This window comes from Allobosea sp. GW822-FHT05A11, from assembly GCF_058800455.1.
In genome coordinates this window covers 293,137-312,185 of record NZ_JBXAMI010000001.1, presented here as the reverse complement: position 1 = coordinate 312,185, position 19,049 = coordinate 293,137, and the positions used below count along the sequence as shown (strand labels likewise).

At 66.4% G+C, this 19,049-nt stretch carries 21 protein-coding genes and 1 tRNA gene; 16 read left to right on the top strand and 6 right to left on the bottom strand.

Going from position 1 to position 19,049, the window contains the following annotated elements; translation table 11 throughout:
- The first annotated feature begins 4 nt into the window (after positions 1-4).
- The 12 genes from AC1RLU_RS01525 (at position 5) to AC1RLU_RS01470 (ending at position 10,753) form a co-directional block, all read left to right on the top strand.
- Complete coding sequence (locus tag AC1RLU_RS01525) at positions 5-1,003, top strand: ABC transporter permease (protein WP_061970320.1); 999 nt, start codon at positions 5-7, stop codon at positions 1,001-1,003.
- Positions 1,000-2,187 carry an ABC transporter permease gene (locus tag AC1RLU_RS01520; RefSeq protein ID WP_492793585.1) on the top strand — a complete coding sequence of 396 codons (1,188 nt, stop codon included), beginning with the start codon at positions 1,000-1,002 and terminating at the stop codon, positions 2,185-2,187. The genes AC1RLU_RS01525 and AC1RLU_RS01520 overlap by 4 nt, the downstream gene beginning before the upstream one ends.
- A 26-nt stretch (positions 2,188-2,213) precedes the next feature.
- Positions 2,214-3,353, top strand: a complete 1,140-nt coding sequence (locus AC1RLU_RS01515) for a glycosyltransferase family 4 protein (RefSeq protein ID WP_492793584.1) — start codon at positions 2,214-2,216, stop codon at positions 3,351-3,353.
- The gene (locus tag AC1RLU_RS01510; protein ID WP_492793583.1) at positions 3,350-4,123 is read left to right on the top strand and encodes a polysaccharide deacetylase family protein; all 774 of its coding nucleotides are present in this window, start codon (positions 3,350-3,352) and stop codon (positions 4,121-4,123) included. Before AC1RLU_RS01515 ends, AC1RLU_RS01510 begins: the two co-directional genes overlap by 4 nt.
- 164 nt (positions 4,124-4,287) lie before the next feature.
- On the top strand, positions 4,288-5,568 hold the full coding sequence (locus AC1RLU_RS01505; protein ID WP_492793582.1) for a glycosyltransferase family protein: 1,281 nt from the start codon (positions 4,288-4,290) through the stop codon (positions 5,566-5,568).
- 72 nt (positions 5,569-5,640) lie between these two features.
- On the top strand, positions 5,641-5,829 hold the full coding sequence (locus AC1RLU_RS01500; protein WP_061970166.1) for a twin transmembrane helix small protein: 189 nt from the start codon (positions 5,641-5,643) through the stop codon (positions 5,827-5,829).
- A 156-nt stretch (positions 5,830-5,985) separates the two neighbouring features.
- The gene (locus AC1RLU_RS01495) at positions 5,986-6,582 is read left to right on the top strand and encodes an acyloxyacyl hydrolase (protein ID WP_492793581.1); all 597 of its coding nucleotides are present in this window, start codon (positions 5,986-5,988) and stop codon (positions 6,580-6,582) included.
- Positions 6,583-6,643: 61 nt separating this feature from the next.
- Entirely contained in the window at positions 6,644-7,225 is a 582-nt protein-coding gene (locus AC1RLU_RS01490; RefSeq protein ID WP_492793580.1) for a cob(I)yrinic acid a,c-diamide adenosyltransferase, read from the top strand.
- Between the two features lie 6 nt (positions 7,226-7,231).
- A complete protein-coding gene (locus AC1RLU_RS01485) occupies positions 7,232-7,930 on the top strand; it encodes a rhomboid family intramembrane serine protease (RefSeq protein WP_061970172.1) in 699 nt (232 codons plus the stop codon).
- Positions 7,931-8,094: 164 nt separating this feature from the next.
- A complete protein-coding gene (locus AC1RLU_RS01480; RefSeq protein WP_492793579.1) occupies positions 8,095-8,841 on the top strand; it encodes an electron transfer flavoprotein subunit beta/FixA family protein in 747 nt (248 codons plus the stop codon).
- Complete coding sequence (locus tag AC1RLU_RS01475) at positions 8,841-9,785, top strand: electron transfer flavoprotein subunit alpha/FixB family protein (protein ID WP_492793578.1); 945 nt, start codon at positions 8,841-8,843, stop codon at positions 9,783-9,785. The genes AC1RLU_RS01480 and AC1RLU_RS01475 overlap by 1 nt, the downstream gene beginning before the upstream one ends.
- Before the next feature lie 83 nt (positions 9,786-9,868).
- On the top strand, positions 9,869-10,753 hold the full coding sequence (locus tag AC1RLU_RS01470; RefSeq protein ID WP_061970178.1) for a 3-hydroxybutyryl-CoA dehydrogenase: 885 nt from the start codon (positions 9,869-9,871) through the stop codon (positions 10,751-10,753).
- Between the two features lie 30 nt (positions 10,754-10,783).
- Here AC1RLU_RS01470 and AC1RLU_RS01465 read toward each other — a convergent pair whose 3' ends face one another.
- Entirely contained in the window at positions 10,784-11,290 is a 507-nt protein-coding gene (locus AC1RLU_RS01465; RefSeq protein WP_091856891.1) for a DUF3060 domain-containing protein, read from the bottom strand.
- A 221-nt stretch (positions 11,291-11,511) separates the two neighbouring features.
- Between AC1RLU_RS01465 and AC1RLU_RS01460 the strand changes: the two genes are divergently transcribed.
- Positions 11,512-12,069 carry an HNH endonuclease gene (locus AC1RLU_RS01460; protein ID WP_061970322.1) on the top strand — a complete coding sequence of 186 codons (558 nt, stop codon included), beginning with the start codon at positions 11,512-11,514 and terminating at the stop codon, positions 12,067-12,069.
- 252 nt (positions 12,070-12,321) lie between these two features.
- Here the strand turns inward: AC1RLU_RS01460 and purU are convergent, their stop codons facing one another.
- The 3 genes from purU to AC1RLU_RS01445 all read right to left on the bottom strand — a co-directional run bounded on the left by purU (position 12,322) and on the right by AC1RLU_RS01445 (position 14,588).
- Positions 12,322-13,206 carry a formyltetrahydrofolate deformylase gene (gene purU, locus AC1RLU_RS01455; RefSeq protein WP_492793577.1) on the bottom strand — a complete coding sequence of 295 codons (885 nt, stop codon included), beginning with the start codon at positions 13,204-13,206 and terminating at the stop codon, positions 12,322-12,324.
- A gap of 209 nt (positions 13,207-13,415) precedes the next feature.
- On the bottom strand, positions 13,416-13,967 hold the full coding sequence (locus AC1RLU_RS01450) for a disulfide bond formation protein B (protein WP_492793576.1): 552 nt from the start codon (positions 13,965-13,967) through the stop codon (positions 13,416-13,418).
- 9 nt (positions 13,968-13,976) lie between these two features.
- Entirely contained in the window at positions 13,977-14,588 is a 612-nt protein-coding gene (locus AC1RLU_RS01445; RefSeq protein ID WP_061970185.1) for a YqaA family protein, read from the bottom strand.
- Positions 14,589-14,785: 197 nt separating this feature from the next.
- On the opposite strand from AC1RLU_RS01445, the gene AC1RLU_RS01440 reads away from it, so the two are divergent.
- Positions 14,786-14,870: transfer RNA gene (locus AC1RLU_RS01440), tRNA-Leu, on the top strand.
- A 78-nt stretch (positions 14,871-14,948) separates the two neighbouring features.
- On the opposite strand, the gene AC1RLU_RS01435 is transcribed toward AC1RLU_RS01440, so the two are convergent.
- Together AC1RLU_RS01435 and AC1RLU_RS01430 are read right to left on the bottom strand one after the other, a co-directional pair.
- Complete coding sequence (locus AC1RLU_RS01435) at positions 14,949-16,361, bottom strand: ATP-binding protein (protein WP_492793575.1); 1,413 nt, start codon at positions 16,359-16,361, stop codon at positions 14,949-14,951.
- Positions 16,358-17,146, bottom strand: a complete 789-nt coding sequence (locus tag AC1RLU_RS01430) for a response regulator (protein ID WP_492793574.1) — start codon at positions 17,144-17,146, stop codon at positions 16,358-16,360. Before AC1RLU_RS01430 ends, AC1RLU_RS01435 begins: the two co-directional genes overlap by 4 nt.
- A gap of 154 nt (positions 17,147-17,300) precedes the next feature.
- Here AC1RLU_RS01430 and AC1RLU_RS01425 point away from each other — a divergent pair, with 154 nt between their 5' ends.
- Together AC1RLU_RS01425 and AC1RLU_RS01420 are read left to right on the top strand one after the other, a co-directional pair.
- Positions 17,301-17,519, top strand: a complete 219-nt coding sequence (locus AC1RLU_RS01425; RefSeq protein WP_113586612.1) for a hypothetical protein — start codon at positions 17,301-17,303, stop codon at positions 17,517-17,519.
- A gap of 56 nt (positions 17,520-17,575) precedes the next feature.
- Complete coding sequence (locus tag AC1RLU_RS01420; protein WP_492793573.1) at positions 17,576-19,042, top strand: TolC family protein; 1,467 nt, start codon at positions 17,576-17,578, stop codon at positions 19,040-19,042.
- Positions 19,043-19,049: the final 7 nt, after the last annotated feature.

Genomic DNA, 19,049 nt, shown 5'->3' with positions numbered 1-19,049 from the left:
CGTGCTGATCCGCTACATCCTCAAGCGCATCCTGCTCATGATCCCGACGCTGATCGTCACCAGCGCGCTGATCTTCACCGTCATCAACCTGCCTGAAGGCGATTATTTCGAGACGCTCGCCGCCGAGATGCAGGCCCAGGGCGAGAAGGCGGACATGAGCCGCATCGAGTTCCTGAAGAAGGAGTATGGCTTCGACAAGCCCCCGCTGGAACGTTACGTCCGCTGGGTCGCCGGCCTCATCCAGGGCGACATGGGCTATTCCTTCGAATACCAGCGCCCGGTGCGCGAGATCGTCGGCGACCGCCTGCTGCTGACCATGATCGTGTCCTTCGCCACCATCATCTTCACCTGGATCGTCGCCTTCCCGATCGGCATCTACTCGGCGACGCACCAGTACAGCTGGGGCGATTACGGCCTCACCTTCCTCGGCCTTGTCGGGCTTGCCGTGCCGCATTTCCTGCTGGCGCTGGTCTTCATGTATTTCGCCAATATCTGGTTCGGCACCTCGATCGGCGGCCTCGTCGATCCCGCCTATCTCAACCAGCCGATGAGCTGGGCCAAGCTCAAATCGGTGCTGGAGCATCTCTGGATTCCCGTCATCATCATCGGCGCGGGCGGCACCGCCGGCATGATCCGGGCCCTGCGCGCCAACCTGCTCGACGAGTTGCAGAAGCAGTATTACGTCACCGCCCGCGCCAAGGGGCTGCCGCCCGGCAAGGCGCTGCGGAAATACCCGCTTCGCATGTCGCTCAACTTCTTCATCTCGGATATCGGCGACATCCTGCCCTCGATCGTCTCGGGCGCCGAGGTCGTCGCGATCGTGCTCTCTCTGCAGACCACCGGCCCCCTCCTGATCCGCGCCCTGCAGAGCCAGGACATGTATCTCGCCGGCTCCTTCCTGATGTTCCTCTCCTTCCTGACCGTGATCGGCGTGCTGATCTCGGATATCGCGCTCGCCATCCTGGATCCGCGCATCCGTCTCCAGGGAGCCGCGACCAAGTGAAGGCGACGACGCTCAACCATCTTCCGCCGGACGGCGCGGCCCTGCCGCACGAGGTCTCGACGGCGCCGTTCGAACCCTATGCCACCGAGGCGATGACGCCGGAGCAGGAGCGGGTCTACCTCGCCTCGCAATGGCAATTGATGTGGTGGAAGTTCCGCAAGCACAAGCTCGCGGTCATCTCCGCCGTGGTGATCATCGTGATCTACGCCATGGCGGCCTTCGCCGAGTTCCTCGCGCCCTATCACTACACGACGCGCAACACGGACTTCATCCGGGCGCCCAGCCAGAGCATCCATCTTTTCCACGAAGGCAGCTTCATCGGGCCCTTCGTCTACCCCTATGTGATGCGCCTCAACATGGAGAACCTGAAGCGCGAATACGAGGTCGACAGCACGCGCCCGCAGAAGCTGCGCTTTTTCTGCAAGGGCGACGACTACGATTTCTGGGGGCTGATCCCCGGCAACCGGCACCTCGTCTGCGCGCCTGAGGGCGGCACCTTCTTCCTGCTCGGCTCCGACCGGCTCGGCCGCGACATGCTCTCGCGCATCCTCTATGGCGGGCGCATCTCGCTCTCGATCGGCCTGCTCGGCGTCTCCGTCTCCTTCGTGCTCGGCGTCATCATCGGCGGCATCGCCGGCTATTATGGCGGCCGGATCGATCTGGTCGTCCAGCGCATCATCGAGATCGTGCAGTCGCTGCCGCATATCCCGCTCTGGCTGGCGCTGGCCTCGATCCTGCCGCCAACCTGGAGCCCGCTGCTGGTCTATTTCGGCATCACGGTGATCCTCGGCCTGATGGACTGGACCGGGCTTGCCCGCTCGGTGCGCTCGAAGCTGCTCTCGCTGCGCGAAGAGGATTATGTCGTCGCCGCCCAGCTCATGGGCGCGAAGCCGCGCCGCATCATCGCGCTGCATCTGGTGCCCGGCTTCATGAGCCATCTCATCGCCTCGGCGACGATCACGATCCCGAAGACCATCCTCGGCGAAACCGCCCTCTCCTTCCTCGGCCTCGGCCTCAGGCCGCCGATCACGAGCTGGGGCGTGATGCTCAACGAGGCCCAGAACATCAATGTGGTGGCGCTCTATCCCTGGCTGCTCTATCCGGTCGTGCCCGTGATCGTGATCATCCTCGCCTTCAACTTCCTCGGCGACGGCCTGCGCGACGCGGCCGACCCCTATCGCTGACAGCATCACCGACCTCGAAGACGATCTTGCGCATCGCGTTCCACACCCCGCTCAATCCGGTCGGTGACGGCGGCGTCTCCGGCGACCGCCGCATGGCCCGCCAGCTCGTCGCCGCGCTCGAAAGCCTCGGCCATCTCGTCGAGCCTGTCGCAGCGCCGAAGACCTATTTTCGCGAACCGGACCCGGCGCGCTTTACCAGCGTCGTCACCGACGCGGCCCGCCTGCGCGATGCCCTGCTCGCCGGATACCAAGCCGGCCGGCCACGCCCCGAGCTCTGGTTCACCTATCACAACTACTATCGCTCGCCGGACCTCCTCGGGCCGGATATCGTTGCGGCGCTGGACATCCCCTATGTCACCGCCGAATCGAGCGATGCTGCCCGGCGCGCCACCGGCGAATGGGCCGGGCACACGGCGGCGGCCCGGCAGGGGCTGGCCGCCGGCGACGTCCATTTCTACTTCACCGACCGGGACCGGCAGGGGCTCGAACCCTGGCGGAACGCGGGTACGTCCCTGCTCGCCCTGCCCCCCTTCGTTGCGACCCCTCCCGAGCAGCCCCGGCCCGCCATTTCGTCGGGCCCGCCGCGCCTCGTCACCATTGCGATGATGCGAGAGGGTGCCAAGCTGCAGAGCTACCTCACCCTCGCCCGCATCCTGGACCGCTGCCGGGGCGAAGACTGGACGCTGAGCATCATCGGCGACGGACCCCGCCGTGCCGAGGTCGAAGCCGCCTTTGCCGGTCTCCCCGCTCGCCGCATCACCTGGCACGGCCAGCTCGACCGCGAGACCGCGCAGGCCGAGCTCGCCCGGCACGACATCTTCGTCTGGCCCGGCATCGGCGAGGCTTATGGGCTGGTCTATCTCGAGGCCCAGGCGGCAGGATTGCCAGTCGTCGCCTTCGACAGCGGCGGCGTCGGCGAGACGGTCTTGGCCGGCGAGACTGCCCTGCTCGCCCCCGAATTTAACGAGGAAGCCCTGGCCGTTGCCCTGATCAGCCTACTGCGCGACGGAGCGCAGCGCGAAGCCATGGGGGCTGCCGCGCGCCGCTTCATCCTTGCCGAACGCACGCCGGCACGCGCTGCCGAAAGGCTGGCGGAAGGTCTGGCGCTCGCGATCCGGAACCGCCGCGCCAAGCTGAAATCGCCTCCCGGGAAAGTCACGCCATGAATGCCTTGGATTGGCAGGCGCTCGCCCTGGAGCTCGACCAATGGAGCAATGCGGGCCGAAAGATCGGTCTCTGGCTGCGCGATGATGATGCCGTGGCACCGAGCCCGGCGCTTGACCGCCTTTCGGATCTGGCCGAGCGCTTCGCGGCACCGATCCTGCTCGCGGTCATTCCGTTGCTGGCCGAGCCTGCACTGGCATCGGCGCTGCGCGGCATGCCGCTGCTGCGGCCCTGCCAGCATGGCGCCATCCACCATAATCACGCCCCTTCCGGCGGCAAAAAATCGGAATTCGGTGCGGAGCGCTCCGCAACTGATGTCGATGCCGACATCGCACAGGGCCGCCAGCGCCTGCGCGACCTCCTCGGCGACGCCGTCCTGCCGGTCTTCGTGCCACCCTGGAACCGCATCGCCCAAGGCCATGCCGCGCGCCTCGGCGCGCTCGGCTTCGCCGGGCTCTCCTGCTTCCGCGATTATCGTCTCGGCCCGGATAGTGGCCCGCGCCTGCTCAACACCCATGTCGACATCATGGACTGGCATGGTGGCCGCGTCGGGCGCCCGGCCACCGGCATCCTCGAAGAGCTCGTCGCCATGCTGACCGCGAGACGGCAAGGCGAGGCCGGCGACATCGATCTGGGGGTGTTGCTGCACCATCGCGACCATGATGAAACGGCCTGGTCCGCCCTCACCGATATCCTGAGCGCAGCCACCGCCCATCCGGCAGTCAGCATGATCGATCCCACCCAGCTTATCACGCGGCCCGGGATCGGCTAGCGAAGCGGTATCGGGGCGGGCCTTTGGCCTCCCAAATCCATAACCCACGTCTAGTTCCGATGGGCTTGGATCGTCCCCGACGACCGGTTATAATCACTCCATAGTTCCAACTGCGTTCGTCCTCGCCAAGAGGTCGTCTGGCCTTTCCGGGGGGCGACGTTCCGATGCCTTCAAACGTCGTCGATCTCGCCGGTGCCGAACGTGCGCCGCGCAGCCCCCATGCGCCGCGCGTCCTGATCTACAGCCACGACACCTTCGGGCTCGGCCATATCCGCCGCTGCCGCGCCATCGCCAATGCGTTGATCGCGAGCTTTCCACATATTTCGGTGATCATCGTCTCCGGCTCGTCCGTCATCTCGAGCTTCCAGTTCGGCGACGGCGTCGATTATGTCCGCATTCCCGGCGTCGAGAAGCAGAGCGACGGCAGCTACGAGCCGCATCATCTCAATCTCGACCTGAACGATACGATCCGTTTGCGGGCCGACATCATCAAGCAGACCGTCCTGTCCTTCGATCCCGACGTCGTCATCGTCGACAAGGAGCCGGTCGGCCTGCGCGGCGAGCTGAAGCCCTCGCTCGACATCCTGCGCCGGCGCGGCGCACGCATCGTGCTCGGCCTGCGCGACGTGCTCGACGAGCCCGCCGCCGTCCTGGAGGAATGGAGCCGCAACGGCGCGCTGGAAGCGCTCGACACCGTCTATGACGACATCTTCGTCTACGGGCTGGAGAACGTCTACCAGCCCCTGACCGGCCTGCCCGGCCAGCACCGCTTCGCCGACAAGCTCCGTTACCTGGGCTATCTCAAGCGCGCGGTGCCGAGCCCGATGCCGCCGAACCGCTACCCGCGCATCACCAAGCAGCCCTTCATCCTGGTCACGCCGGGCGGCGGCGGCGACGGCGCCGGCGTCATCGACTGGGTGATCTCGGCCTATGAGGCCGATCCGACGATCGCGCTCCCCGCCCTCATCGTCTTCGGACCGTTCATGTCGCGGGAGAAGCGCAAGGAATTCGCCGAGCGCATCGCCCGCAATCCCAAGCTCGAAGGCCTCGGCTTCGAGCCGCGCCTGGAACTGCTGATGAACCGGGCCCACTGCGTCGTCGCCATGGGCGGCTACAACACCTTCTGCGAGATCCTCTCCTTCGACAAGCCGGCCCTGATCGTGCCCCGCGTCCGCCCGCGCCTCGAACAGGCGATCCGGGCCGGCCGCGCCGACGAGCTCAAGCTGGTTGACGTCCTCTACGACCCCTCCCAGACCGGCGAGGGCGAGCGCGATCCGCGCGTGATGGCCGCCGCACTCCATGCGCTGCCGCAGCGCCCGCCCCCGTCACAGGCCTTCATGCCCGATCTTCTCGACGGCCTGCCCGCGATCAGCCGCGCGCTTGCCGGCGATCTCTCCCTGCCCGTCCGCAGCCGCGCCCTGGCGCAGACGGCTGCGACGAGCTGACCCACGGCTCAGGCCACGTCAGCCGCATCATGGCGCTGGTCAAGTTCCTCGCATGGTCCTAAGCCAATCCCCATGACGTTTTCGAACACTCTCGTGTCCGTCGCGGTCGGCGCCGTCGCCATCGTGCTCCTGCTCGGGCTCATCAACATGCTGCGCGGCGGCAGCGCCAACACCTCGCAGCGATTGATGCGGCTGCGGGTCGTCCTGCAGTTCGTCGCCATCGTGCTGATCGTCATCGTCTTGTGGTGGCGCAACGGCTGAACGCCTGCGTCACTGCGCGCAAGCCTTTGAAATAATTGAATTGAATCTCTTAACCCGCTGTGGACGAGAGCCTGAATATCCGGGCCTCGCCACATTCCGAACACGAGTATGTGTGCTTCACTAACGCCTGCTCACACGTTCAATTGCCGAAGGCCCATGGTCCGCGTCGCGTTGCTGTCACTTGCCGTTTGCCTGGCCGCCTCTGCTGCTTCCGCGCAGACCCGGTCCCTCTCCGGCTCTGTCTCCAGCTACGCCCCCGCCACCGAAGCGCCCACCCCTGCCTGGGAAGCCCGCATTGGCGCCGGCCTTGCCAATCCCGGTGGCCGGGAGAGCGGCCTGCCGAACCTGAGCGCCGACCTCCTGTCGCCACGCCTCCTCCCCCTGAGCGATCGCATCGCGGCGACCTTCATCCCCCGCTTCAACATCGGCGCGAGCGTCAACCTCAACGGCACGCGCTATGCCTATGCCGGGGCGACCTGGACCTTCGACGTGACCCGCGACATCTTCGTCGAGGCCAGCCTCGGTGCCGCCTTGAACGACGGCAAGACCGGCCTGGTCGTCCCCGAGAATCGCCTCGCGCTCGGCTGCAATACCGGCACGCGCGAGGCTGCTGCCCTCGGCTTCCGGCTGACGGATCGCTGGAGCCTCGTGACCACGCTCGAGCATTTCAGCACCGCCGGCTGCTCCGACAAGCCCGGCACCGGCAGCCGCGGCCCGGCCAATATCGGCGCGCGGCTCGGCTACACCTTCTGAGGCCCCCCGGCCACGCCGGAAACGCGCTTCCGTCCCGCCGCAGCCACGCTATAAGCATGGCATGGTCAAGCTCAACCGCATCTACACGCGCACCGGCGACAACGGCACGACCGGACTGACGAGCGGCCCACGCCGGCCGAAATCCGACCTACGCGTCGCCGCCTATGGCACCGTCGACGAGACCAATGCCTGTGTGGGCCTCGCCCGCCTCCATGCGGCGACGGAAGACGCCCTGGTCGACGCCATGCTCGGCCGCATCAGCAACGATCTCTTCGATCTCGGCGCCGACCTCTCGACACCCGAGACCGACAAGCCCCTGGCCTTCGAGCCGCTGCGCATCATCCAGGCCCAGGTCGACCGGATCGAGGCCGAGATCGACGAACTGAACGCCGATCTCGCTCCCTTGCGCTCCTTCGTCCTGCCCGGCGGAACCCCGGCCGCAACCCATCTCCATCTTGCCCGCACCGTCAGCCGAAGGGCCGAGCGCCTGATGACCGAGCTTGCCGCGATCGAAGGCGAGACGGTCGCCGCGCCCGCGCTCAAATACATCAACCGCCTCTCGGACTTCCTGTTCGTCGCCTCCCGCTACCTCAATGCCAAGGCAGCCGGCGACGTGCTCTGGGTGCCCGGCCAGAACCGCTGAGCCACCATGTTCGTCCCTCTGCATGACGGTGTACCGCTGCGCTTCATGCGCACGCCCTATATCACCTACGGGCTGATCGGCGCCTGCATCGCCCTGCAGATCGCCTTGCAGCTCTGGCCGAGCCAGGAAGCGGAGCTCGCGATCATGGCCGGTTTCGGCATGATTCCCTCGGTGCTGTTCGGCACGGCGCAATTGCCGGAAGGCCTTGCCCATGTCCCGGCCTGGGCGACCCTGTTCACCAATGTGCTGCTGCACGCCAATGTCGCCCATCTCGTCGGCAACATGCTGTTCCTCTGGGTCTTCGGCGACAATGTCGAGGATGCGATGGGGCATCTACGCTTCCTCGCCTTCTTCTTCCTCTGCGGGCTCGGCGGTTCCCTCTTCCATGCCGGGATGTATCCCGGGTCGGAGCAGCCCCTGATCGGCGCCTCCGGCGCCATCTCCGGTGTCATCGCCTCCTATCTGATGATCTACCCGCAGGTCCGGATCTGGGGGCTCGCCTTCAACTGGATTCCGATCCACATCCCCGCGCTCTACGCGCTCGGCGGCTGGGTCCTGCTGCAGGCCGCCGCCGCCCTGCTCGGTGCCGACGGCAATGTCGGCTGGTGGGCGCACCTTGGCGGGCTGGCGACGGGCGCCGCCCTGACCCCGCTCTTCGTGCACCGCAGCATCGCGCTGTTCGGGCGCAAGCCCGCCCGTGGCTGAAGCCGCGCTGTTTTGCCCCCGAGCCGTGCCTGGACGGGCGTTGACAAGCGCAAACGGGCGTCGCTACGGTCCCAGCGCATTCCAGCCGAGGGCCGCGATGCCGCTGTCCTGCCGTCAGGTGCAGTGCGGTGCGAGGCTCATCTCTTCTGAACGGTGATCTGGCGATGAAGATCTTGGTGCCCGTGAAGCGGGTGGTTGACTACAACGTGAAGATCCGCGTGAAAGCGGACGGTTCGGGCGTCGAGCTTGCGAACGTGAAGATGTCGATGAACCCGTTCGACGAGATCGCCGTCGAGGAGGCGCTGCGCCTGAAGGAAGCCGGCAAGGCGACCGAGGTGATCGTGGTCTCGATCGGCCCGGCGCAGGCGGCCGAGACGATCCGCACCGGGCTGGCCATGGGCGCCGACCGCGGCATCCTCGTGAAGGTCGACGGGATCGTCGAGCCGCTCGCCGTCGCCAAGCTCCTGAAGAAGGTGGTCGAGCAGGAAGGTCCCGGTCTCGTCATCCTCGGCAAGCAGGCGATCGACGACGATTGCAACCAGACCGGCCAGATGCTCGCAGCCCTCCTCGGCTGGGGCCAGGGCACGTTTGCGTCCAAGGTCGAGCTTTCCGCGGATTCGGTCGACGTCACCCGCGAGGTCGACGGCGGCCTGCAGACGGTCACGCTCAAGCTCCCGGCGATCGTCACCACGGACCTGCGCCTCAACGAGCCGCGCTATGCCTCGCTGCCCAACATCATGAAGGCGAAGAAGAAGCCGCTCGACGAGACCTCGGCCGAAGCGCTCGGCGTCGATGTGAGCCCACGCCTGAAAGTTCTGAAGACGGTCGAGCCCGCCGGCCGTTCCGCCGGCGTCAAGGTGGCCAACGCCGCCGAACTCGTCTCCAAGCTCAAGACCGCCGGGGTGATCTGATGACCACGCTGCTGATCGCCGAACACGACAACGCCTCGATCAAGGACGCCACCGCCAAGGCGCTGACCGCTGCCGCCAAGCTCGGCGGCCCGGTCCATATCCTCGTCGCGGGTCAGGGTTCGAAGGGCGCGGCCGATGCCGCTGCCAAGCTCGCCGGCGTCGAGAAGGTGCTGCTCGCCGATGACGCCGCTTACGGCCATGCGCTGGCTGAGCCGCTCGCCGCGCTGATCGTCAAACTCGCGGACGGCTACGACGCCATCGTTGCGCCCTCGACCACCACCGGCAAGAACGTGCTGCCGCGCGTCGCCGCCCTGCTCGACGTGATGCAGGTCTCTGATGTCAGCGGCATCGTCTCGCCCGACACCTTCGAGCGCCCGGTCTATGCCGGCAACGCGATCCAGACCGTGCAGTCGACCGACGCCAAGAAGCTGCTGACCATCCGCACCGCCTCGTTCGCGGCGGCGGGCGAAGGCGGCTCGGCCGCGGTCGAGAGCGTCGCGGCGGCCGAGAACCCCGGCAACTCCTCGTTCAAGGGCGAGGAGGTCGCCAAGTCCGACCGTCCGGAGCTGGCCTCGGCCAAGATCATCATTTCGGGCGGCCGCGCGCTGGCCTCGGCTGAGAATTTCGGCAAGGTGATCGAGCCCGTCGCCGACAAGCTCGGTGCTGCGATGGGCGCCTCGCGCGCCGCGGTCGATGCCGGCTACGCCCCGAACGACTGGCAGGTCGGCCAGACCGGCAAGGTCGTCGCGCCCGAGCTCTATATCGCGGTCGGCATTTCCGGCGCGATCCAGCATCTCGCCGGCATGAAGGACTCGAAGGTCATCGTCGCCATCAACAAGGACGAGGAAGCCCCGATCTTCCAGATCGCCGATTACGGCCTCGTCGGCGATCTCTTCACGATCCTGCCGGAACTCGACGCCGAGCTCGCCAAAGCCGGCAAGTAAGGCCGGCACCACCCTTCCGGGCCGCCTCAGGGCGGCCCGTTCCGCTCCTGCGGGAGCCTGAACGTTTCATCCGGGATCAAACCATGTCGGACCACGCGATCAAGACGATCGGCATTATCGGGGCAGGCCAGATGGGCAACGGCATCGCCCATGTCGCGGCGGCCGCCGGCTTCGACATCAAGCTGCACGACATCGCCGAGGAGCGCATCAACGCCGCGCTCGCCACGATCGACGGCAACATGGCCCGGCAGGTCTCAAAGGGTGCGCTGGCGGAGGATGAGCGCCGCGCGGCCATCGCCCGCATCCAGCCCGCCGTCGGCCTCGCCGATCTCGGCGATTGCGACCTCGTGATCGAGGCCGCGACCGAGAACGAGGAGGTCAAGCGCAAGATCTTCACGGCGGTCTGCCCGCATCTGCGCCCGGACGCGATCCTGGCCTCCAATACCTCCTCGATCTCGATCACGCGCCTCGCCGCCGCGACCGATCGTCCCGAGCACTTCATCGGCATCCACTTCATGAATCCGGTGCCGCTGATGCAGCTCGTCGAGCTGATCCGTGGCATCGCCACCGATGACGGCACCTTCGAGCGCGCCAAGAACCTCGTCGGCAGCCTGCACAAGACCGTCTCGGTCTCCGAGGATTTCCCGGCCTTCATCGTCAACCGCATCCTGCTGCCGATGATCAACGAGGCCGTCTACACGCTCTATGAGGGCGTCGGCTCGGTCGACGCGATCGACACCGCCATGCGGCTCGGCGCCAACCACCCGATGGGCCCGCTCCAGCTCGCCGATTTCATCGGCCTCGATACCTGCCTTTCGGTGATGCAGGTGCTCCATGACGGGCTGGCCGATTCGAAATACCGCCCCTGCCCGTTGCTGGTGAAATATGTCGAGGCCGGCTGGCTCGGCCGCAAGACCAAGCGCGGCTTCTACGACTATCGCGGTGAGAAGCCCGTCCCGACCCGCTGAGCGGATCGATTCTGCTTCGCAGCCGCCGCCTCAGCGGCGGCTGATCCGATTCTCGACGCCCCCGGCCGAAACCGATGGCGCCTTGATCCCGGCCTCGGCGCGCCATTCGACAGCGTTCTTGGCGCCCTGCACCTCGATCTGCGTGGGGCCCGCAAGCGTCAACTCGAGCTTCTGATCGGCGCCCGAGACGTCGATCTTCGCCGTCTCCGCCGCCTTCACCGTCGCCTTGACCTTATTCTTGGCCGTTTCGACGACGAGCCCCCCGGTCGTGCCACCCTCGACCGTATTGGCGATGCCGCTGACGGCGATCTCCCGGGCCGTCTCGAACGACACGATGTGATCCGCGCCGTGCACGTTCACCGCACCGCAGCGGCCGGTGAGCACGACCTTGTGTCCGGCGCCGGAGATCGAGACATCCTGCCCGTCCTCGCAGGCGAAATCGCGCGACATCTGCGCGCCTTCGACCCGGATCTCCGCGGCGGAAGCCGGCGCGATCAGGATCATCAGGGCAAGGAACGCGGCAAGCTTGGCCTTCACGGGCGGCCCCTCCGGTGTTTCGTCCACGAATCGGCCCACAGGGCCTGTCCGGCGACTACCGGCGAAGTCGGGCGATTATGTGCCGCACCTCATTCCGGGCGCCGCAACGCAGGCGCAATAAGTTCCTTCACATTCCTGTCGTCTCGCGCTTACATTGATCCTTGGGCGGGATTCGTCTCGCTCGATGAAGCGGAGGTGCGACGGGTTTGACGGCGCATGTGATGCATCCGATGGCATCGCCGGACGGCTGTCCGGCTTTGGTGCTGAACGCCGATTTCCGGCCGCTCAGCTACTATCCCCTGTCGCTGTGGAGCTGGCAGGACGCGATCAAGGCGGTCTTCATGGACCGCGTCAATATCGTTTCCGAATACGACACCGTCGTCCGCAGCCCGAGCTTCGACATGCGGCTGCCCTCGGTGGTCTCGCTCAAGAGCTATATCAAGCCCTCGCGGACCCCGGCCTTCACCCGCTTCAACGTCTTCCTGCGCGACCGCTTCGCCTGCCAATATTGCAATACGCGCGACGAATTGACCTTCGACCATGTCGTCCCGCGCTCGAAGGGCGGCCTGACCACCTGGGAAAACGTCGTCGCCGCCTGCTCGCCCTGCAACCTGCGCAAGGGCGACAAGATGCCGGCCGCGGTCGAGATGTTCCCGGCCCAGAAGCCCTTTGCGCCGACGGTCAATGACCTCCACCGCAACGGCAAGCTCTTCCCGCCGAATTACCTGCACGAAAGCTGGCTCGATTACCTCTACTGGGATTCGGAACTGGAGCCCTGAGAGCGTTTTCGAGCGAAGCGGGCACCGGTTCGCGTGAAGAAAATCCAATAAGACAAGGACCTGGAGCAATTCCGCGATTCGAAGAATTGCGGAATTTCTTCAAGCGCTCGCTTCATTCCCACGAAACACGCCGCCATTCGGGCTTCACCCGGAATGACAGCGTGTTTTTACGTAGAACCAGCGTGCCCACACGAAGAACGGCTGCAAGTGGCTGGCTGCCGTTCTACAGTGGCTTCAGCCGAATGGTTCGGGTCACCCCATCCGCTCGGAGGCGTACGACCCCGGCGAGGCAGGAAACACCACGGTCTTCCCGTCATTCAGGAAGACGCGGCGGTGAATATGGGCGTGGATCGCCCGGGCCAGCACCTGGCTCTCGACATCCCTTCCCAGGCTCACGTAATCCTCCGCACTCTGCGCATGCGTCACGCGCACGATGTCCTGCTCGATGATCGGCCCTTCGTCGAGATCGGCCGTAACATAGTGGGACGTGGCGCCGATCAGTTTCACACCACGCTCGAAGGCCTGCTTGTAGGGGTTCGCTCCCTTGAAGCTTGGAAGGAACGAGTGGTGGATATTGATGATCCGCCCGGACATCTGCCTGCACATTTCATCGGACAGGACCTGCATGTATCGCGCGAGCACGACGAGCTCGGCGCCGCTCTCCTTGATGATCTCCATCTGGCGCGCCTCCGCAGCCGTCTTGTTCTCCTTGGTCACCCTGATGCAATGGAACGGAATGTCGTGGTTCACGACGACCTTTTGATAGTCCATGTGGTTTGAGATCACGGCGACGATATCGATCGGCAGCGCACCGATCCGCCACCTGTAGAGCAGGTCGTTCAGGCAGTGCCCGAAGCGCGAGACCATCAGGACGACCTTCGCCTTTTCGCTCTCGTCGCGAAAGTCGAACGTCATGTCGAAGGGCCTGGCGACATCTGCGAAGCCTTCCGCGATCGCCGATAGCGGCTTCGCCTCCTCGCTGACGAAGCCGACCCTCATGAAGAAGCGGCCCGTGTCGCTATCGTCGAACTGCGCGCTGTCCGAGATATTGCAACCCATGCCGGCCAGATAGCCCGCGATCGCGGCAACGACCCCTCTTCTCGATACGCAGGTAACAGTCAGGATGTGCTTGTTCATTGAACGGACCAATCCGGTTGCGGGTTCTTAAGGGGTCAGATCCGCCTTCTCGCGAAAATCTATGGCTGCCAACAGCCCCGTGCAATCTCACCAGGGTCGTCGTCTTCGCGATTGAGCCGCACGGGCTCTATCCGGAACTCCAGCCCCCGAGAAGCCGGGGCGATGAGGAGCCCCGCGCCGATCGAACCAGGAGGCGACCGCTAGAGTGGCTAAACGAGCCCGGTTCCCGGATGCGTGACAGCCGTCCGCCCGCGCAGCAGCCCGAGCACCGCGAGCAGGAAGAGTCCGGCCGATGCCAACGCATTCCAGCCGGCGAGCGACAGCCCGAGGAAGCGCCAGGCTGCCTCCGAGCAGGCGACGATGCGCGTCGTCTGCAACTGCTTCATGAAGTCCTGCATGCCGGTCGCAGCCGCGGCCGCGCCGCCGCAGTCGTTCGGCCCCATGAACCAGCCCCATTCGACGCCGGCATGATAGATGCCAAGCCCCGTGCTCCACGCCATCAGCCCGGCCAGCCCGAGCAGGACGAGCCATTGCAGCCGTGGCGAACGCGCCAGCACCAGCCCGGCGAGCGCCAGCCCGATGGCGGCGTAATGCGGCATGCGCTGCTCGAGGCAGAGCTTGCAGGGCTTCAAGTGCAGGGCGAGCTCGAAGAACCAGGCTCCTGCGATCAGCGCCAGGCTCACGATGCCGATGAGGGCGATCAGTTGTCGCGAGCTCGGCAGGCGGCTCGAAGCAGCGGCGGCGGCTGGGGAGGCGGTCATGGCGGGGGCTCAGCAGGAGAGAAGCTGGCCGGACCCTGCGACGAGCTTGAGGCCGAAATAAAGCAGGATCAGCACGGCAGCGCCGGCAACGGCGATCACTTTCAGGCGACGTTCGATGAAGTGGCGGATGGTATCGCCGTAGCGCCGCAGCAGGAAGGCGAGTGCGAAGAAGCGCGCGCCGCGCGCCAGCACGCAGGAGATCACGAAGAAGGTCAGCCCGATATGGACGGCACCGGCCAGGATCGTCACCACCTTGATCGGCGGCAGATGGGCGAGGCCCGAGGTCGTCAGCAGGATCAGTGTCGTATCCGGCCCGGCACAAGCCTTGAGCGTCTCGAAGGCTCCGAGCTTGCCGTAGAAAGCCAGGACCGGCTTCGCCAGCGCCTCGAAGGCGTAATAGCCGATCGCATAGCCGGCGATGCCGCCGAGCACCGAGAACAGCGTCGCGATGAAGGCCAGCCGATAGGCCCGCTGCGGCCGGGCGAGCGCCATCGGCACGAACAGGACATCCGCGGGGATCAGGAAGAAGGAGCTTTCGACGAAGGCGACGGCCGCCAGCCAGAGCTCTGCCCGCGGCCGGGCGGCGAGCGACATCGTCCATTCATAGAGGCGCTTGAGCATGGCGCGCTCTAGAGCATGAGGCAGCCGGTGACGCAACGGCTTCCATAAGCCGAGGCGATCGCTTGTCGAGCCATCGCCTCGGCAATGCCGCCTCGACGATGAAACGCCCCGAAGATCATCCGACGAAACCTGCGGGAATGACGCTTCCGCCGATTGACCGGCATCGGTCGATCGCTATAGTCCGCCCGCCTGCAAGGGCCCCTGTGGCGGAATTGGTAGACGCGCTCGACTCAAAATCGAGTTCCGCAAGGAGTGCTGGTTCGATCCCGGCCAGGGGCACCAAAGGCCTGCTTTCAGGCAATCCGGCGTCGTTGTCCCGAGCGTGCGTCGGCGGCGGCGGGCCATTCCAGAATAATCGTCTCAGCCACGGACGATTTGCCCATTTTTGATGAGCGCATCGGGCCGACGGGAACGGTCCCGGGTCGGATGATCGAGCCTGGGCAACAAGACGGTGACGCGAAGGCCGCCTTCCACCCGGTTCTCCAGCGCCACGCTCCCCTCATGCGACCTGACGACGGCCTGGGCGATGGTGAGGCCCAGCCCAGAGCCCCCGGTTTCGCGCCCCCGCGATTCTTCCAGCCGCACGAAGGGAAGGAAGACGCGCTCCCTGTCGGCCGCCGGGATCCCCGGCCCCTCGTCTTCGACCGTGATCACGACATGGCTCCCCGCCTCGGCGATGCCGATCGTGGCCGACGCCCCGTATTTGACCGCATTGCCGATGACGTTCGAGAATGCTCGCTTCAGCGGCAGGAGACGCCCGAGAATCGGCGCCGCGTTCAGCCCCGACAGGCTGACGCTATGCCCCTGGTCGAGATGCTCGTCGACGATGGTCTCGACGACCGAGGCGAGATCGATCGGCCGGAGAGCCTCGCTCGACACGCCTCCGCGCAGATAGTCCAGCGTCGAATCGATCATCTCCTCCATCTCGCCGAGATCGGCATCGATCAGACGCCGCGTCGCGTCATCGTCGAGCAGCTCGGAGCGCAGTCTCAGACGAGTGATCGGCGTGCGCAGGTCGTGCGACACCGCGGCCATCGCCTGCATGCGCTCAGTGACGAGACGCTGGATGCGCTCGCGCATGGTGTTGAAGGCGCGCGCCGCGCGGCGGACCTCGGCCGGGCCGTCTTCCGGCAGGGGCTGCGGCACCTGATCGAGGCTGAAGCGCTCCGCCGCCAGCGCGAGGTCACGCAGCGGCCGGGTCGCCCAGCGCAACAGCAACAGTGCGACCACGACGATCCCGACGGCGAAGCAGATCATGATCGCGGTCAGGTTCCAGTCGAGATGCTGCGCGGCACCGAGCGCCGACGACGAGAAATTGACCCAGCTACCGTCGTCGAGCCGGATCGAGACCAGCATCAGATGCCGGTCGGTTGCGGCTCCGCCATCATCCGCCACACCGACGCGGAAGGACTCTGTCGCGAGATCGGGCGCGAACTGCTGCAAGTGCGCTTCCATCAGGCGCGTCCGCTCGGTCGCCGGCACGTTCCCGAGGACGAGGCTGACCTTGCTCCAGTGAACTTCGAGGCTCGCGCTCGACAAATCATGCGCGACGCGGTCGCGCTCCGCCCCGTCGGGGATGCTGGCGATGGCGCGCTTGATCGAGACGATGCGCTCGGCGAGGCTGCCGTCCCGCCCGGCCGAGGCGAAGCTTTCCACACCGACGCGGAAGGCCCAGTAGCCGAGCAGATGGAAGGCGAGCAGCGCCGCGAACAGGATCAGGATCGCGCGGCTTGCCACCGTGTCGGGCCAGAATCGTCCAAGCAGCCTCGTCAAGCGCTCTGTCCTTCGTGATACCCGATCGTCGAGGCGAACAGGTAGCCCGCGCCCCGCACCGTCTTGATCAGTTGACTGCCGCTGGCATCGGCCTCGAGCTTGCGGCGCAGGCGGCTGATCTGGACGTCGATCGTCCGGTCGAACGGATCGTCGCTCATCCGGGCCTTGGCGAACTGCATCAGCGCCTCCCGCGAGAGCACACGGTTGGCATGCTCGACGAAGGCGAGGAGCAGGTCGAACTCGCCGGTCGAGAGGTCGATCAAGGTCCCGGCCGGCGATTGCAGCTCCCGGCGGCGCAGGTCCATGCGCCAGCCGTCGAAGGTGACGAGCGCGTTCGCCTGCGAGACGGGTGCGCCCTGCCTCGCCCGCGCCCGGCGCAGCAAGGCCCGGATCCGTGCCAGCAATTCGCGCGGACTGAACGGCTTGGTCACATAATCGTCCGCCCCGCCTTCGAGGCCGGTGATGCGATCGCTCTCTTCGCCGCGGGCGGTCAGCATCACGATCGGGACATGGGAGGTCGCGCGCACGTCGCGGCACAGTTCGACGCCGGACCGCCCGGGCAGCATCAGGTCGAGGACGATCAGGTCGATGGCGCTGTGCGCCAGCGCTTCCATCATGGCCCGGCCGTCCGGCGCGCCGGTCACCTGATAGCCGTGCCGCTGCAGAAAGCGCGCGACCAGAAGCCTGATCTGCGGATCGTCATCCACGACCAGGATATGGCCGTGATCGTCGGCGATCGGCGCAACGGGCGCCTGACCCGTCTCGTGTTCTGCGTTCCCTGTCATCACCCTGCCGTGCGAGCGCCGGCTCTCCTCTATGCGAACCGACCATAGCGCGCCCGTGGCTCGACTGCCCGCATCGCTTTGAAACAATTTGTAACGGACGCCCGCGGATCGGCGTTGCTACCCCTGCTCCACCGCAACAGGGGAGCCGTGAGTCGTGAACTTGGTGAAGCTGCCGTTCCTGGGGGCGATCGGTCTGGCGCTCGGTGCCTGCTCGGTCTCCGCCGTTCCAGACCATCTGGCCCGGCCGGCCGATCCGAATGCCCGCGTTCCCGCCGTCACCTATGGCAGCGTGACGGCAGGCGCCGCCAGCTACCGCCCGGCCGAGCCCAAGGACTGGCGCGAGCTCAACCGCCGGGTCGGGCCGAAATCATGACGAAGCCGAGCAGCCCTGCCGCCACGCCCTCGCGCATCCATACCCAAGGACCGGCCTTGACCGCTTCTCCCGTTCCGAAAGCCCGGCGCCTGCTGCGCTGGACCCTGCTTGCCGGCGCCACGGCGCTGCTGGGCGGCTGCGCCGGGTTTTCCGCTGACGGCGGCATGAGCGCGATCCAGACCGCGACCTATGCCGATATCGGCAAGGACGTGACCAAGATCGGCGATGACCAGGCCGCGCTCACCGCCAAGGCGCGCGTCGACCAGCTCCTGCGCAAGCCATTGACGGCGGATGCGGCGGTGCAGGTCGCGCTGCTCAACAATCGCGGCCTGCAGGCGGCCTTCAACGAGCTCGGCATGGCCGAGGCGCAGATGGTCGCGGCCAGCCTGCCGCCCAATCCGCGCTTCGGCATCTCCAAGCTTTCCGGCCGCTTCGAGCTCGAGATCGAGCGTCAGATCGTCGGCAGCCTGCTGGCGCTGGCGACCTTGCCGGCACGGGCCGAGATCGCCCGCGACCGCTTCCAGACGGCACAGATGCGGACGGCCGAGGCGGTGTTGAAGCTCGCCGCCGACACGCGCCGCCAGTACTACCGCGCCGCCGCCGCCAACGCGCAGGTCGCGTTCTATCAGGAGGCAAAAAGCTCCGCCGATGCGGCCTCCGAGCTGCTCAAGCGGCTCGGCGAATCCGGCGGCGTCAACAAGATCGACCAGGCCCGCGAGTTCGCCTTCGAGGCGGAACTGACCGTGCAGCTCGCTCAGGCCCGCCAGCAGCAACGGCAGGAGCGCGAGCGGCTCATTCGCCAGCTCGGTCTCTGGGGCGACGAGCTGAAGTTCAGGGTCGGCAGCCTGCCGCCCTTGCCACGCCTGCAATCGGTCAAGGCGATCGAGGCCGAGGCTTTGCGCAAGCGCGTCGATCTCCGGATCGCGCGGGCCGAGCTCGACACGCTCGCCAAGTCGCTGGGGCTCACCCAGGCGACGCGCTTCGTCAACGATATCGACCTGCTCGGGCGGCGCACCTATGACCGCAGCCGCAGCATCAACGACCATGGCCATGTCGAGCGCGAAGCCAGCCGCAGCCGGACGCTGGAGCTCGAGATCGATATCCCGATCTACGATTTCGGCCAGTCCAAGGTCGCGCTCGCCGAGCAGACCTACATGCAGGCAGCCAACAAGCTGGCCGAGAAGGCGGTCAACATCCGCTCGGAAGCCCGCGAGGCCTATACCGCCTACCGCGCCAATTACGACATCACGCGCCAGTACCAGACCAACGTCCTGCCTTTGCGCAAGATCATCCAGGAGCAGTCGCTGCTGCAGTACAGCGGCATGCTCAACGACGTCACGGACCTGATCGCGGATGCCCGCAGCCGCATCCTCTCGAACGTCGCCGCGATCAATGCCCGCCGCGATTTCTGGATCGCCCATACCGATTTCAAGCACGCGCTGATCGGCGGCGGCAGCGGGGGTGGCGGCTCGGCCACCGTGGCGGCGGCCGGCGGCGGCGATGCCGGCGGCGCCGGCCACTGAAGGAGTT